The following is a 16,253-nucleotide window of genomic DNA, read 5'->3' on the forward strand; positions in this document are numbered from 1 at the left end:
GAACTATACGGGGCGTTAGTTTATTTAAGAACTTTTTACAAGGTCGGTAGCGCAATGTGTTGATACATTTAAAAGTATCTGGCACATTTGGCTTTATTAAAAAAAATATCAGCTAATACAACAAAATCTAATGAGATTGTATAAAAGGTCTATCTATACGGTACTATTAGTATCACTTTCAGTCAGTCTTATCGCTGGTTGTTCGGTGTTTAAACAATCTGCAAAAAAGAAAAGTGCGGGATCAGAAACCTCTCAAGCCAAATCTGAATATGAGCCCTATGATGAAGTCATAACAGATGAGGCCCAGACTGACGAAGGTCTCTTTGACGTCCACAAGATTGACGGGAAATATTACTTTGAAATACCTGACAGTCTGCTGGAGCGGGAACTTCTGCTTGTCAGCCGCATTGCCGGGAGTACCCAAAACCTGAGCTTTGGTGGCGCGGGGATGAAAGCCCGTTCTCAGCAGGTTGTTCGCTGGCAGCGCAAAGATGACAAGGTTTTACTCCGCCACGTCTCCTATGAAAATGTCGCCGATCCGGACCAGCCGATCTACAAGTCTGTTCGGAATAACAATTTTGAGCCGGTGGTCTACACGTTTGATATCGAAGCGATCGGTCCTGACAAATCTACCAAGGTGATTGAGGTTACCGACCTTTTTACCTCGGATGTAGCCTTGATTAGCGGCCTTTCCGAAAGTCAACGGCGTGAATTCCAGGTCCGCCGCCTGGACAGAGAGCGCAGCATGATTGACAGTGTGCGCAGTTATCCGAAAAATCTCGAAACCCGTCATATCCTTACCTATGATGCCAATAATCCACCGGATGACGGGGCGACCAATACGATTTCACTGGAGATGAATCAATCGATGATTTTGCTACCAGAAGAAGAGATGGATCGCCGGATTGAGGACCAGCGCGTGGGCTATTTTTCCATCCAACAGTATGATTACGGGGTGGATGCGCAAAAAGCGGCCGAGTTTAATTATGTGACACGCTGGGAACTGGTGCCGAAGGACAAAGAAGCCTACATGAACGGGGAGCTTGTGGAACCGGTAGAGCCGATTGTGTATTACGTTGATCCCGCAACGCCCCCGCGCTGGCGCAAATATATCAAGCAGGGGGTTGAAGATTGGGAAAAAGCTTTTGAAGAAGCGGGATTTAAAAACGCTATTATAGCAAAAGACCCTCCTACTGAAGAGGAAAATCCGGAGTTTAGTCCCGAGGATGTGCGGTATTCAGTGATTCGCTACATCACCACGCCGATTCAAAATGCCCAGGGACCTCACGTGCATGATCCCCGAACGGGTCAGATCCTGGAGAGTGATATCCTTTGGTATCACAATGTGATGAACCTGCTTCGAAACTGGTTTTTCGTGCAGACGGCCGCGGCGAATCCCGATGCACGCGGGGTTAAATTTGAAGAAGATGTGATGGGACGGCTGATTCGCTTTGTATCTGCACACGAGGTGGGACACACGCTAGGACTACCCCATAACTACGGCTCGAGCTATGCCTACCCCGTGGATTCTCTTCGTTCCCCGTCGTTTACCTCTACTCATGGAACGGCCCCTTCCATCATGGATTACGCCCGTTTTAACTACATTGCCCAGCCCGGCGATGGGGTGACAAGTTTTTATCCCGAAGTAGGGGAGTATGACGAATGGGCGATCAAATGGGGCTACACATGGTTCCCGGAAAGCATGAGCGAAGAAGCACGCCGCGATACGCTAAACAGCTGGATTCGAGAGCGGGCGGACGATCCGCACTATTTCTTCGGTCGTCAAACGATCAATAAAATTGACCCGCGCTCACAGAATGAAGACCTGGGCGATGACGCGATGAAAGCGGGTGAGCTGGGAATCAAAAACCTCCAGCGAATTACAAATAACCTCGTGGAGTGGACCGAGCGAAAGGGCGAGAACTTTGAAGAGCTGGAAGAGCTCCACCAGTATGTCTTGACGCAGTGGAACCGTTACGTTGGTCATGTAATCCGAAATATCGGTGGCGTTTACGAGACCCACAAAACCTATGAGCAGGAAGGTCCGGTCTATGAATTTGTACCTGAAGAGACGCAGCGACGTGCGATGAGTTGGCTCAACGAATACTCCTTTTCGACGCCTTCCTGGCTGCTCGACCGACAAGTACTGGGGCTGACGAACCAGTCGACCGCCGTGGAAACGATGCGCAACTACCAGGAAACCCAGCTTAATACGCTCCTGGATCCACAGCGCCTGGCACGACTCATCGAATTTGAGCTGCGTACTGAGGGAGATACGTATACCGCAATTGAATTTATGGACGATACCCGGCAGGGAGTCTGGAGTGAGCTCGAAGATAACACGCCCATTGACGTGCACCGGCGGAACTTGCAGCGGGTCTACCTGGAGCGCATGCACCACCTGATGACGGAAGAGCTGCCGGATATTCCTGATCAGTACAAAGAGATCTATGGCTGGACCGAAGTCGATGTGAGCCAGTCTGATATCCGGGCGCTGGTGCGCGAGCAGCTTACCATTTTGCAGGAGGATATCGATCAGAGTTTGTCGGCAATCGATGATCGAGCTACTGTAGCGCACCTGCGGGATGTGCAGTCACGCATTGATCGCATACTTGAAGCGGAAGTTGATGAGTAATGCGTGATGGTTAGTGGCAAACGCGTTCCTTTAAACTCTAAAAAACCAGTTTCTTTTCGACTCTGATGGCCTTTACGGAATTCTGTCAGATGAGGGACGGGCTAAGTATTCACGCAACAGCTTAACACTTCAACAATTCAACATTTCAACTTCAGCAAACATCGTGTCTGAATCTTCCGACCTTGGACTTTTGAACCTTTGACCTTCTGACCCTTTTTGATATCCGGTTGATTAAAAACAGGGGATTCTATAAGCTATCTAATTCTCCTCAATCAGATTCAACATAAATAAGTCGGCATGATGAATTTAGAAAGGTCAGCTACTAAGAAAGCATTGAGTATAGGTATCATGTCAGTTTTTGTGTTCCTGCCCCTTTGGGTAATGAGCCAAGAGCTCGATATGAATAAATTTAAAGAGATGAAGCCGCGCAATATCGGTCCGGCCGGTATGAGTGGACGGGTAACTGCAATCGATGTTGAACGGGACAATCCCGATGTGATTTATGCGGGGACGGCATCCGGTGGCTTGTGGAAGTCTGAGAGTGGTGGGGTTGACTGGAAACCGATCTTTGACGACCAGCAGGCAGCATCCATCGGGGCAGTGGATATTTATCAAAATAATCCCAGTATTATCTGGGTGGGGACCGGGGAAGGGAACCCGCGCAACAGCCAGACTAGTGGCGCCGGTGTCTTTAAGAGCATAGACGGTGGCCGCACTTGGACCTATATGGGACTGGAACAGACCCGGGTTATTCACCGCGTCATTGTGCATCCCAATAATCCCGATATCGTGTACGTGGGTGCCCAGGGTGATGCATGGTCGGACAGCGAGCACCGAGGGCTGTATAAAACAACAGACGGCGGTGAAACGTGGGAAAAGATTTTGTATAACAACAATCGCACCGGCATAGCCGACCTGGTGATGGATCCGAACAACCCCAACAAGCTGTTTGCCGCCATGTGGGAATTTCGGCGCTGGCCCTGGTTTTTTGAGTCCGGCGGCGAAGGATCCGGCCTGTATATGACGTTGAATGGCGGTGAAAACTGGCAGGAGATTACCCACGAGGATGGACTCACTGAAGGAGAGCTGGGACGTATCGGCCTGGCGATTGCTCGCAGTAACACCGATCGGGTATACGCCTGGGTGGAGTCGAAAGAGAATGCCATCTACCGTAGCGATGACGGGGGATATCGCTGGGAAAAAACAGTGGATGTAGAAGATGATGAGGATGCCGGGAATCGCCCGTTCTACTATGCGGATATTTATGTGGATCCCAAGAATGAAAACCGTGTGTACAGCCTGTACTCCTTTTTGTCGGTAAGCCAGGATGGAGCAAAGTCTTTTGAAAGCATATATCCCTATTACAACTATATCCATCCCGATCATCACGCTTTCTATATCCACCCAGATGATCCCTCATACATCATCGACGGCAATGACGGGGGACTGAATATTTCTCACGATCGGGGCGAAACCTGGCGCTTTGTGGAAAATCTTCCGGTGGCGCAGTACTACCACATCAATGTGGACATGGACTATCCCTACAACGTGTATGGTGGCATGCAGGACAACGGTTCCTGGCAGGGTCCGGCCTACGTGTGGCACAACGGCGGCATCCGAAACAGCTATTTCCAGGAGCTCTATTTTGGGGATGGGTTTGATGTGGTGGTCGACTCCAGTAACTCCCGCTATGCCTACGCAATGTCGCAACGTGGCAATGTGGGACGCGTTGACCTGCAAACGGGGCACGCCAATTTTATTCGGCCTGCCAATCCCACGGGCGAAGAACTGCGCTTCAACTGGAATGCCGCGATTGCCGTCAGTCCGTTTGATGATGAAACAGTCTACTTTGGCAGCCAGTTTGTACACAAGAGCACGAACCGGGGCGACAGCTGGCAGATTATTTCACCCGACCTGACGACCGACGATCCCGAAAAGCAGCGGCAGGAGGACAGTGGCGGGCTTACCATCGATGCGACTGGTGCTGAAAATTTTACCACGATCACAGCCATCGCCCCCAGCCCGCTCCAGCGGAATATTATCTGGGCAGGTACTGATGATGGGAATGTGCAGCTTACCCGCAACGGGGGAAAGAGTTGGAATAATGTGGCCGACAATATTGAAGGCGTCCCCGAAGGAAGCTGGGTGGCCCAGGTCCACGCCTCCAAATACGATCCGGCGGAAACTGTGGTGGTGATCAACAACTACCGGCGCGGCGACTGGACACCCTATATCATGCGGACCGAGAATTATGGTGAGGACTGGGAAAATGTCGTTGAGGACAAGGGACTATATGGATACGCCTTGTCCTTTGTGCAGGACCCGGTAGAGCCGAACCTGATGTTTGCGGGGACGGAGATGGGACTTTACCTAAGCATAGATCGTGGAGAGACCTGGAGCAAGTGGACCCAGGGATATCCCACTGTTTCCACCTATGATATGACGATCCATCCGCGGGAGCACGACCTGGTGATCGGCACGTTTGGGCGCTCGGCGTGGGTACTTGATGACATACGTCCCCTGCGGGAGATGGCAGTCAACGGAGTCGGGGAGCTGGATGAAACGGTTAACCTGTATCCCGCACCGGATGCCTACCTGGCGTCCATCAACGAGGCCTCGGGTACCCGGTTTGCAGCGGATGCAATTTTCAAAGGCAAGAATCGCCCTTTTGGTGCCCGCCTGACCTATTCTGTCGTAAAGCCCGAGAAAAAAGAGGATAAAGAGGGTGAAGAAGAGGATGGAGAAAAGCAGGAAGAGGAAAAGGTTAAGATTGAGATTTTCAACCAGCGTGGCGACCTGATTCGTACGCTGGAGGAAGTGCCGGAGTTCGATGGCATCAATCGTACTACCTGGGATCTTACCGAGAAAGGCGTTCGTGAGCCCAGCCGCACCAAGCCTGATCCTGATGCGCCCGAACCCTCCGGGCCTGAGGTTCTGCCAGGTACGTACAAAGTGAAGATGACCTACCGGGGCGCTTCTGATTCGGCTAATGTGGCTGTTCGCTTTGATCCCCGCATCGACGTACGGATGGCTGACCTTCGTGCCCGAAAAAGGATGATGGAAGAGCTGATGCGCTTGCAAAAATCGACAGCCGAGGCTACCAATAATTTGCTGGATGCATTGGAGATGATCGCGTCTGCTGAAAAGATGATTGAGGCTGAAAAAGGGAATGATAACGAGCGAGTCCAAAAACTGAAAGATGAGACAAAGGCCGTGAAAGATTCTGTAAACGCCCTGCTGGACTATGTGTTCGGTGAAGAGGACGAGCGGCAGGGAATTACCCTTGATCCCGACACAACGATTGCTGCACACCTGGAGCGTCCTGAATCCTACATCTCATCGGGATTGGGTGGCCCTGGTCCCACGGAACGGGCATTGATGAAAAAAGCGCGTGAAGCAGCCAGCGCGGCGATTCCCAAAATAAACCGCTTTTTCGAAACAAGGTGGCCGGAATATGTGGATTTCATTGAATCGGCTGAGTTGAGTCCGTTCAGGGATTTTGAGACTGTTCGGGTGGAGTAAGGCTAAATGCGTGATGAGTGATGCGGGACAAGGATTGCGTACTGCGTATTTCGTATTGATTCGAGTGTCTTGGGTTAACCACAAAGTCTCACAGAGAAGGCACAAAGACACACTGAGACACTCGCTTTGGGATTCTCTGTGTCTGCTTTGTGCCACTTTGTGTTAAAATATGGTGGCTATCCAATACAGATAGGTTATGATAAGGATAAATGGCAGGCTTACGATTTTATCTTCAATCCCAGTCTTGGAATCAGCATAGTAGTCTCGGTTTCAGCCATATCAAAGCGTATACCTCCATTCTCCCGAAGAATAGAATCTTTTAAAAGGTATTCAGCCTTCGATCCGTAGAGATAGCGGACATCAAGTTGTAGAAGAATTGAGGTCTGGCGTGTTTGGATACCCAACGGGCCATCAAAGAGAAGGAATTCAATGCCTGTCCCGACACCGCTGCTCAGGGAGAAAGAGTCAAAGTTGGCCGAGGTGAATAGGTGGCTAGCATCATTATCCCTGTCGAAGAAATCATTTTCAGCTAAAAATGCACTGCTCTCAATACTCGTACGGGTAGAGAAATACCGTATTCCTGCAACTGCATCCAGGTAGGGTCGAATAACTCCTTTTGAAGGCACAATCCTGGCTTTTAGATGTCCCATAAAGGAACTGTTCGTGGAGGTAACTCCGATGGACTGAACAGGTACAGTGTTATCATTGAGTCGGAGCTCGAGCAGGTCATCGGTACCGAAACTCATGAACCCAAGTTCGGTGGTTAGTTCAAGAGGCAGGTTGGGGACTTTACCACCGAAAGCGACAGTTATTCCCGGCATGGGTTGGTCCACATTTTCTTCAAAATCTCCCAGTGGTAATCCTAAAACGATATTAACTTCCGCCGCTAAATCCACCTTGTGCTGCTCATTAATCTGGCCTTTAGCTGAAAGTATGCTACAAAATAAAAGTCCCACTAAAACACCATATGTAACCAGCCTTTTCATAACGAAAGGTTTTCCCTGTGCCGACCATATTATTTGTTACAAGTCTAATCTTTATAACACTTTATTTGCTCTTGCGAATTCCCGGGCTAACTAATTTATTTTTTGAAAAAAGACTGAAGTTGTTAAGAATCAGGATGCTTCCAGGAAAATCATGTCTGTTAATTTATAAAAGGCCGGAGTTGAACTTATTTTTTTCCTCCGGCCTATAAATGTAATGCTATATAAAGTTGATATGTATGGGAATATTAGAAACTAATTCCTGCAACAATAGACAGGACGCCGTTTTTTCCATCGAAGGCATTATTTTCAGCAATTTCTGTAAGACCGGCAGAATATCGAATGCCAACATTAAATTTGGTGATGTCGGCACCGGCTCCTACCACTACACCGAAATCAGTACTTTTAACCTGGTCCTCAATATCGAACGTGCCGGAGTTATCGCCTCCTGAGATCTCTTGTTCAGCACTGATATTGAAGCCAGCATAGGGACCAAAATAGACATGGGGCGTCAGCATGGGGTTATCCAGGATAAAATCGAACTTTGCCACTACAGGTATTTCGATGTAGTCCAATTTGCTCGTAGTCTCTATGGAACCTTCGGTCGCTTTGGTTCCTTTCTGCACATAGAACACGCCGGGCTGAATGGTGATGGGACTCATTGGAACGCTAACGCCGTAGGTAAGTCCGGCCATTAAGCCTGTCCTGGCGTCAGTGGAGGCATCAGTATCGTTGAAGTTGGCAAAGTTAGCGCCGGCACTGATACCAAACCCCTGCGCTTTTATATTGGATGTATTGATTAGCAATAGTCCTGAGATGATGAAAATGGGTAGTAATAATTTTTTCAAGATAATATGGGTTGATTAAAGTTTATTGGCCCATTTTTACACAGATTGATGGAATAGGTTTCATGGAAATAAGGAGTAATCCAAACGGGTAGAACTCAACTGATAAGTACATTTCTATGAATTTCCCCGGTAGGGAGTTGGAATCTCATACTAAGGAGAATCGACTTCTCATAGTAAGGGGAGTCGAAGTCCCGTACTAAGGGGAATTGAAATCCCATACTAAGGGGAATCGGATTCTCATAGTAATGAGAGTTGAATTATCATAGTAAGGAGAATCGGAACTTCATAGTAATGAGGATTCAATTGTCATAGTAACCTCTTTTCGAAGCTGATAGTAATCTGGATGGAAAGCAGAAGTAATCTTAATCAGATTAAGATTGAATTGAGGGTGAGGTGGTATAAATGGATTTTAAATAATGATTTCATTTCATTACAGATGGATCAATTTTAAATCAATTCCATCAAGTAATGAATTTATTTTCAAAACCATTAAATGAAATCACAAAACAAGATTTAGAGCTATTCATAAAAGAGGGATACCCAGAAGATCTGCACCTAGAAATAAAAAGAGACTTATCAGGTGGTAGCTGGTCAAAATCTCAAAAAAATATATCTGATAAATCCAAAAATAGACTTGTTAAGGAAATTGTAGCTTTTGCCAATTCAGATGGTGGAATATTACTTGTTGGAATTGGGGAAACAGAGGACAAACCACATAGACCAGAAGGGATTTACCCAATTGAAGAAGTAGCAGAATTAGCCGAAAGAATTAGGCGTTCAATGCACAATACTATTGAACCTAGAATACCTAATTTAAAGGTTGTAGGGATTCCAACAGATGGAAAATCAGGGGTGCTAATAGCAAAAGTTGAAAAATCATATCAAGCACCACACCGAGCAGATTATAATAAAGAATGTTACATCCGAAGAAATGCAGATAGTACATCTATGACAATGAGAGAAATCAAGGATCTTACGTTAAGAAGTGTTGATACATACGAGAACCTACAGAAAAGGCTGAAAAAGCGTTCTAAGAAGTTTAAAGATGATTTTGAGGCTAGGAATATACCTTTTAAATACAATTTAGATGAAGATAGACGTATTGGAATGAGGATAAGTTTGTTACCGATTGTAGATCAGGTTTTATTTCCAAATATATATAAAAAAGCAAATAGAAAAGATTCGGTTACAAGGCTTAGATTATTACTTGGTGAAGATAACAAGACAATAGATACTCCATTTGACGTAAACAATGATAGGCCAATTTTGAGGGGTGTTATATTTTATGGAGATTATCTAAATATTAGAATTATGGAGAATGGATTATTGGAATATACATTAATTACAAGTGATAAATTTTATAGAGATGATTCTTCTCTTGCTTTTCATGGAGATTGGATAATTGGTTACATCTACAGGGCTTTATCACTTTTAGAAAAGATCAAGAAATCATATGAATTGTTTGATAATGAATATGTGGTGGATGTAGAATTACTATCAAACGTGGATAAATTTTTCACTCAACCAGTAGGTTGGAGCAATCGAAAAGTAGAAGCACTTGTTAATGAAAGTAATCTTAGGTTTCCTCAATATACATACAAAGGAAATGATATAGAGGACTTACTTAACTTGGTAAATGATGATTTATTTAATATTTGTGGTCACAGCAACAGTAGGAAATTTGAGATAGTAAAAAGTTAACAATGGTAGTCAAGGGGAAGGGGTTAACCCCTTATAATTCAATTCTTACGCACAGAAAACCCATAAAGTGGTTATAAAGTAGCCTCAAACTTGTGTGTATAATCGGTGTAAATCAGGGCAAATATTAAAGAATAAGACTTGTCCTTGTGTTGTCCTTACTATTTTTTGGCAAAATCAGGTAAAACCATAAATATATGGCAGACAATAGTTTGTAGTAATTTTTATTTCTCATTTTGGTTATGAAAAAACTCACCAAAAAATCCTAGATGTTGTTCTAACTTGCTATAAAACGAAGCTTGCTTTGGCTCATTAATAATCTTTGATACCATTTGTTACAAGGATTTTCTGGACTTGGGGGAGCAGCGTAGTATTAAACAATACTCATCCCGCATTAAGCATTACGTATCACTCATCACTCATCACGCATCTTCAATACGCAATCCTAACCACTCTTCTTCCAAATAGAACTGATCACTATTCCCACCACCACAACCACTGCAGTGCCGACCGGGTTAAGCCACAGGTATTCAATGGTTTTTTCGAAGCCTCCCGGAATTTGATTCCAGGGGGCTATCAGTATCCATTCGCCGGTCGCGGGATTGTCATAGATGCGGTCGAACAGGAATACGGTTGCCATTCCTGAAATGAGTCCCGTCAGAGCTCCATATCCGTTGGCACGTTTTACCCAGAGAAGCAGGATGAACACACCGAGAATTGACCCATAGAAATAGCTGCCGATCATGTTGACCAGCTCAATAATGGAGCGCGTTTCACCCAGCGCCAGTGCCGCCAGCGTTGCCAGCAATCCCCAGCACACTGTTGCAATACGCGAAGATTTCAGGTACCAGGCCTCGCTGCGATCTTTGGTATCCAGCCGTTTGTACCAGTCGACAATAAACACCGTAGAAAGTGAATTGAGCTCACTGTCGATACTGGAGAGTGCTGCCGCAAAAATGCCCGCTACAATGAGCCCGATAATGCCTACCGGTATCTGGTTTAGGATAAAGTAGGGAAAGATGTAATTGGTGTCGTTGAGGCTGGAGCCGGTGACGCGTTCCTGGCGCTGCAGCTCGGATTGCCGGACCTCATTCAGGTGGCTGTCAGCTTTGCGAAAGGCTTCCGCTTGCTCTGGCGAACGGGTTTCAAGCAGCTGCTGGGCGGCCTGCCTGCGGTTTTGGTGGGCCGACTGGTATTCCTGCTGCAGCATCTCCCCGGCAATAACTTCCTCCTGTTGCTGCGCCTGGACATCCACCGCCCGGAATGTTATTGGGGCGGAGCCAAAAATATAGAACACGTAGAGCATAACGCCGAGCAATAGGATAAAAAACTGCATCGGCACTTTGGCATAGGCACTGAGCAGCAGCGACTGCCGGGCATCCTTTAAAGATTTGGCCGTCAGGTAGCGCTGCACTTGGCTCTGGTCGGTCCCAAAGTAGGAGAGCATTAGGAAGAGCGCCGCAATAACGCCGGTCCATATGTTGTATTTCTCACTGATGTCGAAGCTGATATCCAGTGCATCAAGTTTGCCGATATTTCCGGCCAGGTAAAGCGCGTCGGAGAATCCCACTTCCGGAGGCAGGCTGGTGATGATCCAGTAGAAACTGAAGATGAGTCCAAACGCCATCACCGCCATCTGCTTGACATCGGTGCGGATAACCCCGGAGATACCGCCCACCATGGTGTAGAGGGTAGCTGTGATCCCGATAATGATGATGGTAGGTGACAGTGGGAAATTGAGGAGCAGGGCCAGCACATAGGAGGGGGCGGCGATAATCATTCCCAGTCCCAGTCCACGTGAAATGAGAAACAGCAGGCTGGTGAAGAGACGGGTGGAGAGCCCAAAACGTTCTTCCAGTACCTCGTAGGCACTGAAATTTTGCAGTTTATGGAAGAAAGGGACCAGCGTGGTGCAGAGAATAATCATGGCAAACGGCACGGCCAGGTAGATCTGCACAAACCGCATATCTTCTACATACGACTGCCCCGTAGTGCCAATAAAGGTGATTGCCGAAGCCTGAGTAGCCATCACAGATAGCCCCATGGCCCACCACGGCATGGCACGGTTAGCCAGGAAAAATCCTTCGATATTGTCAGAATGGTAGCCCCGGCGACTCCCGTCCCATATGGTATAGCCCAAAAATAGAATAAGGATTACCCAGTCGATCCAGTGCATATGCTACAGGGGATTATTGAAAAGGAAGGTGAATAGCCCGAGCAGTAGGATATAAATGATTCCGATCCCAAATACCAGCCAGTAGCGTGGTTTCCATTCCCTTTTTTTGGGGTTGGATGATTCATTCTTCATGACAGGTAGTCATAATTTCAGGTTGCTATGGGTAGAATTTTAAATGAAGAAGCTTCCAGTTCTTAAACTAACATTTAAAGTATAACCTTCAACTTTTAACTCAAGTTGAACCGCTGGTTGAATGGGGATTCCGATTCTTGCCAATCGTTGGCTAATTGTTTGGATGACTGGTCATCAATACTCTTTTTAATCTGTTCGATCTCTGAGAGTAACTCTTTCCGCATGCTTGTGGAGGTATCATGTTCAAAGTCCATATCACTGAAGCCACTGTCACTATAGAAGAGATCCTGTTTTAGCAGGTATATTTCTTCAATCTCTGAACGAGAGGGTTCCGCAATGTGTAAAAAGCTTAGCAGGTTGAGCGCATCAGGGTACTCAATCCATTTGAGAGACATAATATCGAGGTAGGAATAGGCTATTTCCGGGAATTCATAGTTGGTTCCGTGCCAAATTTGATAATCGATAAGCGGAAGCTTTCCACGTAGTAAATCTGAAATATAGATATTGGCACATATCCCCTTCCGAAAAAACTTGGCTGCCTTGGTGTAGTTCTGCCTGCTAAAATGTAAAAGTCCATAGCTATAAAGGTAGGGTGGATAGTCGAGGTTCTTTTTATAAACAGCGCCGGCTTTTTGTGTATCTCCGATAACAAAATTGAGATCTCCAATAAGCAGCCGAACACCCTGGTTGTCTTGAGGATTATAGTTTAGGATTTTATCAAAAAGCTGAACAGCTTTTTCCAGCTCACCCTGGTCAAGCAGGTCATGGGCCCGTGCATTCAGTGCCCGCAAAAAAGGTCTGTTTTCTGTGAAGCCCCAGCGTATTTTTCCGTCAAATGAACGGGGAATAATTTGTTCACCAATTTCTGCTGCTTTTTTGTGATGGGTATACGCTTTTTGTGGATTTCCTGATTGCAGTTCAATATTGCCCAGCAGGTTATGGCCATCAATGAAATGGGGATCTTCTTTAAGAATATCTTTTAGCATTCGCTTGGCTTTAGCCATCTCTCCCATATAATAGGTGTCAGAGGCCTCAAAGTAGCGATCAAAGATCTCATCACGCGCATTACCCCATACAAAAACTCCTTCAGGCTCGGTTTGGTCATCGTATATTTTGAACTTTGGAACAGTCTGCATCGTCTCATCGTTTTAGTTGAAGGCTTATTTTCCAAAGTACAAACTTTTGCAATACAAACCGACTTGGTTTAGCTCAAAGGGTACTGGTTTTTTAAATTTAGCTGTGGAATAAAGCTTTTAATATTTGGGTTGTTAACCACAATGCTGTGACACAAAGTGATTCAAAGATTAAACCCTTATACAATCTGCAACCCGCAACCCGTAACCTTCAATCTTCAACCTTCAACTGGTCCGTAATACGAAAACTCTCCGGCCCGAACTGGAACAGCAAATCCAAAACACTGCACCACGGCTCGAATCCTTCAAAATGTTGATGATAGGTCGGGTGTTCAAATACGAGATCCACTTTGGTTTCTGCCTGTCGTAGGTAGTGTCGGCTGTCGTGCTCTTGGTACAGTGTGTCTGCTCCAAGTTGCTTGGCCAGTTCATCAGGATTGGATGTGTAGTTATCCAGTTCACTGCTTAGTTCCCATTCTACTTTTAGCTCCATAAATCGAAACAGGCGCTTCTGGATATACAGGATAAAGGGCAGCAGATACTCGTAATCAGTGGCACTTTCAAAATCTGCTTTAATTTCAGGTTCGTAGAAGTCGTAGTAGATGCTGTTCCGGTAGTTGTATTCCAGGCTGCGCAGCAGCGGGGTGATCCACTCCTCCTCGTGATCAATGCGCACTTCCCTGATGGCTTTCTTCCGATCCTCTGTTCGGATTGGGATGTTAATCCAAAGGGTGCCCTTCGGTTTGCGGACTTTGGCCCGGTGCACCCGGCTCTTACGCGACCATTGTTCACAGTCCTGCAAGATGATGCGGTCGGCATTCAGCATGATAGCCAGGTCGTACAGGTTCGGAGCGAATTGGGGAAGGAGAAGGGCTAGTTTCATTAATGCGTAATGAGTAATTCGTGATAAGTGAAAATATGAGATTCTAATAAATCAGGATGAATTATTTGCAGTCGGGACTTTATTCAAGAGTTTGTCAAGTGAACTAGAAGTGTAAGGATGTTTGGATTCTTTTACTTGGTGTGAAGCTCTACGTTCTTTGATCATAACCAGAAGTAATTTGGCGATGGAAGATAAAATCTTTAAATGATGATTTATCAGTTTTTCCCTTAGAATATGCCTGCTTTTAAAATACCAATCTTTGGCTTCCCTTGTAGATCCGAGCGAAATCTCATAAAATCGTGCTTGTTCTTTTCTGGAATTCCTGGAATAGCCTTCTGCTATATTAGCACTTATCGAACCTGTTGCTCTGTAAAGTTGGTCTGATAGGGAATACAAATGTTTATTATTAATTGATTTAATATCCGTCCAGCAAAGATCTGATAAATACAGTGAAACTCGATACACCTTGACACTCCAAACCGCGTCTTTGGTTATCTGATTCGGTACTTCATTCAACCAATCAGCATATTTCATAGTCATCATATTTAATTGTTTTTCTAACAAGACCGTTTAAAAGTAAATCCCATACAAAATAATTTTACGCATTAAACATTACGAATTACTCATTACGAATCACGTATTACTCATTAGCACTACTCCCAAAGAAGCTTTATTTTTGACCAAATTCGAAAACAACCCCAAATTATTTCAACATTCATGTCCGATTCTGTTCGCGTACGTTTTGCCCCTTCGCCCACAGGGCTTTTGCACATTGGTGGGCTCCGAACCGCACTTTATAACTACCTGTTTGCGAAGCATCATAATGGCACTTTTGTGCTTCGTATTGAGGATACCGACCAGAGCCGCTACGTTGAAGGTGCGGAAGAAGATATTGTAGACTCACTGCAGTGGTCAGGTCTCGATTTTGATGAGGGGCCGGGCAAAGACGGAGAATTCGGACCGTATCGCCAGAGCGAACGGCAGGATCTGTACCAAGAATATGCCGAGCAGCTGATCGAAGACGGCCACGCCTACTATGCTTTTGATACCACAGAAGAGTTGAATGATATGCGTGAACGCCTCGAAAAATCGGGCAATCCATCGCCGAAATATGATGCCGTCACCCGCATGTCGATGCAGAACAGCCTGACACTTCCGCAGGAAGAGGTAGAACAGCGACTGGAAGATGGCGAAGAATACGTAGTGAGACTGAAAGTGCCGCGGCGCGAGACGATCCGCTTTGAGGATGAGATTCGTGGGTTTGTCTCTTTTGAGAGCAAAGGGCTGGACGACCAGGTGCTGCTCAAATCCGACGGCATGCCCACCTACCACCTGGCCAACGTAGTGGATGATCACCTGATGGAGATTTCACACGTAATTCGAGGTGAAGAGTGGCTCAGCAGTACACCAAAACATATGCTGCTGTACAAATACCTCGGATGGGAAGCTCCCAGGATGGCACACCTGCCTTTGATTATGTCGCCCAGTGGTGGAAAGCTCTCCAAGCGCAAAGCCGAAACCGAGGGAATTCCAATCAACGCCAAAGATTACCGCGAGCAGCGCTATGAGCCGGATGCACTGGTAAACTTCTTGGCCTACCTGGGATGGAGCCCCGGCGACGATACTGAAATTCACTCATTGGAGGAGCTCGTCGAGCTGTTTACGTTGGATCGCGTCAGCAAAAGTGGAGCCGTTTTCAATCACAAGAAACTGCTTTGGTATAACGAAAACTACCTGCGCGAAAAGCCGGCGGAAGAACTCTATCCACGAGTGCAGGCTATTGCCAAAGAGCACGGGGTCAATCCTGAAAAAGAGTATTTGCTGAATATAATTGAACTGATGAAAGACCGTGTCAGCAAGGTGGAAGATTTTATCACCCAGGGTAAGTTCTTCTTTGAGGATCCCGAAGAATACGAAGAGAAGGCCCTGAAGAAGTGGAAAGACGGCAGCGGTGAGATTGTCAGTGCCTACCTCGAAAAAATATCCGACCTGGACGAAGATGCATTTACCGTCGATAACCTGAAGGCAGCCGTTAACGAACTGACCGACAAGATGGATGTCGGCTTCGGTAAAGTGGCGATGCCGCTGCGCGTAGCTGTTACCGGGCAGGGCTTTGGTCCCGACCTGTTTCCGGCGATTGAGCTTCTGGGCAAGGAAACGACTGTTGAGCGAATTAAGAAAGCGTTGGATAAGTTGGCATAAGAAGTAAAATGCGTAATGCGTGATACGTCATGCGGAATAAG

At 46.3% G+C, this 16,253-nt stretch carries 11 protein-coding genes; 4 read left to right on the forward strand and 7 right to left on the reverse strand.

Annotation, left to right across the window (positions count from 1 at the left end; genetic code table 11):
- The first annotated feature begins 130 nt into the window (after positions 1 to 130).
- On the forward strand, positions 131 to 2,635 hold the full coding sequence (locus tag NC796_RS12265; RefSeq protein WP_310684748.1) for a zinc-dependent metalloprotease: 2,505 nt from the start codon (positions 131 to 133) through the stop codon (positions 2,633 to 2,635).
- A 297-nt stretch (positions 2,636 to 2,932) separates the two neighbouring features.
- Positions 2,933 to 6,157, forward strand: coding sequence for a VPS10 domain-containing protein (locus NC796_RS12270; protein WP_310684750.1), 3,225 nt, complete (start codon positions 2,933 to 2,935; stop codon positions 6,155 to 6,157).
- A gap of 218 nt (positions 6,158 to 6,375) precedes the next feature.
- On the opposite strand, the gene NC796_RS12275 is transcribed toward NC796_RS12270, so the two are convergent.
- Together NC796_RS12275 and NC796_RS12280 are read right to left on the reverse strand one after the other, a co-directional pair.
- Positions 6,376 to 7,143, reverse strand: coding sequence for a hypothetical protein (locus NC796_RS12275; protein ID WP_310684751.1), 768 nt, complete (start codon positions 7,141 to 7,143; stop codon positions 6,376 to 6,378).
- Between the two features lie 245 nt (positions 7,144 to 7,388).
- Positions 7,389 to 7,988, reverse strand: coding sequence for a porin family protein (locus NC796_RS12280; RefSeq protein ID WP_310684753.1), 600 nt, complete (start codon positions 7,986 to 7,988; stop codon positions 7,389 to 7,391).
- 468 nt (positions 7,989 to 8,456) lie between these two features.
- Here NC796_RS12280 and NC796_RS12285 point away from each other — a divergent pair, with 468 nt between their 5' ends.
- Positions 8,457 to 9,689, forward strand: a complete 1,233-nt coding sequence (locus tag NC796_RS12285) for an ATP-binding protein (RefSeq protein WP_310684755.1) — start codon at positions 8,457 to 8,459, stop codon at positions 9,687 to 9,689.
- A 442-nt stretch (positions 9,690 to 10,131) separates the two neighbouring features.
- Here the strand turns inward: NC796_RS12285 and NC796_RS12290 are convergent, their stop codons facing one another.
- The 5 genes from NC796_RS12290 to NC796_RS12310 all read right to left on the reverse strand — a co-directional run bounded on the left by NC796_RS12290 (position 10,132) and on the right by NC796_RS12310 (position 14,544).
- Complete coding sequence (locus NC796_RS12290; RefSeq protein ID WP_310684756.1) at positions 10,132 to 11,862, reverse strand: sodium:solute symporter family transporter; 1,731 nt, start codon at positions 11,860 to 11,862, stop codon at positions 10,132 to 10,134.
- 3 nt (positions 11,863 to 11,865) lie between these two features.
- Entirely contained in the window at positions 11,866 to 11,994 is a 129-nt protein-coding gene (locus NC796_RS12295; protein ID WP_310684757.1) for a hypothetical protein, read from the reverse strand.
- Positions 11,995 to 12,089: 95 nt separating this feature from the next.
- A complete protein-coding gene (locus NC796_RS12300) occupies positions 12,090 to 13,130 on the reverse strand; it encodes a tetratricopeptide repeat protein (RefSeq protein WP_310684758.1) in 1,041 nt (346 codons plus the stop codon).
- Between the two features lie 208 nt (positions 13,131 to 13,338).
- Positions 13,339 to 14,010: a WbqC family protein gene (locus tag NC796_RS12305; protein WP_310684760.1), complete on the reverse strand. Its 672-nt coding sequence runs from the start codon at positions 14,008 to 14,010 to the stop codon at positions 13,339 to 13,341.
- A gap of 51 nt (positions 14,011 to 14,061) precedes the next feature.
- Positions 14,062 to 14,544: a four helix bundle protein gene (locus NC796_RS12310; RefSeq protein ID WP_310684761.1), complete on the reverse strand. Its 483-nt coding sequence runs from the start codon at positions 14,542 to 14,544 to the stop codon at positions 14,062 to 14,064.
- A 183-nt stretch (positions 14,545 to 14,727) separates the two neighbouring features.
- Between NC796_RS12310 and gltX the strand changes: the two genes are divergently transcribed.
- Positions 14,728 to 16,212 (forward strand): glutamate--tRNA ligase, encoded by a 1,485-nt coding sequence (gltX, locus tag NC796_RS12315; RefSeq protein ID WP_310684762.1) that lies wholly within the window; start codon positions 14,728 to 14,730, stop codon positions 16,210 to 16,212.
- Positions 16,213 to 16,253 lie beyond the last annotated feature (41 nt).

Source organism: Aliifodinibius sp. S!AR15-10, from assembly GCF_031569985.1.
Lineage (GTDB): Bacteria > Bacteroidota > Rhodothermia > Balneolales > Balneolaceae > JAMQKA01.

Coding starts and splice junctions, on each gene's coding strand:
- NC796_RS12265 (WP_310684748.1), top strand. CDS start 131: ATGAGATTGTATAAAAGGTCTATCTATACGGTACTATTAGTATCACTT.
- NC796_RS12270 (WP_310684750.1), top strand. CDS start 2,933: ATGATGAATTTAGAAAGGTCAGCTACTAAGAAAGCATTGAGTATAGGT.
- NC796_RS12275 (WP_310684751.1), bottom strand. CDS start 7,143: ATGAAAAGGCTGGTTACATATGGTGTTTTAGTGGGACTTTTATTTTGT.
- NC796_RS12285 (WP_310684755.1), top strand. CDS start 8,457: ATGAATTTATTTTCAAAACCATTAAATGAAATCACAAAACAAGATTTA.
- NC796_RS12290 (WP_310684756.1), bottom strand. CDS start 11,862: ATGCACTGGATCGACTGGGTAATCCTTATTCTATTTTTGGGCTATACC.
- NC796_RS12295 (WP_310684757.1), bottom strand. CDS start 11,994: ATGAAGAATGAATCATCCAACCCCAAAAAAAGGGAATGGAAACCACGC.
- NC796_RS12300 (WP_310684758.1), bottom strand. CDS start 13,130: ATGCAGACTGTTCCAAAGTTCAAAATATACGATGACCAAACCGAGCCT.
- NC796_RS12305 (WP_310684760.1), bottom strand. CDS start 14,010: ATGAAACTAGCCCTTCTCCTTCCCCAATTCGCTCCGAACCTGTACGAC.
- NC796_RS12310 (WP_310684761.1), bottom strand. CDS start 14,544: ATGAAATATGCTGATTGGTTGAATGAAGTACCGAATCAGATAACCAAA.
- gltX (WP_310684762.1), top strand. CDS start 14,728: ATGTCCGATTCTGTTCGCGTACGTTTTGCCCCTTCGCCCACAGGGCTT.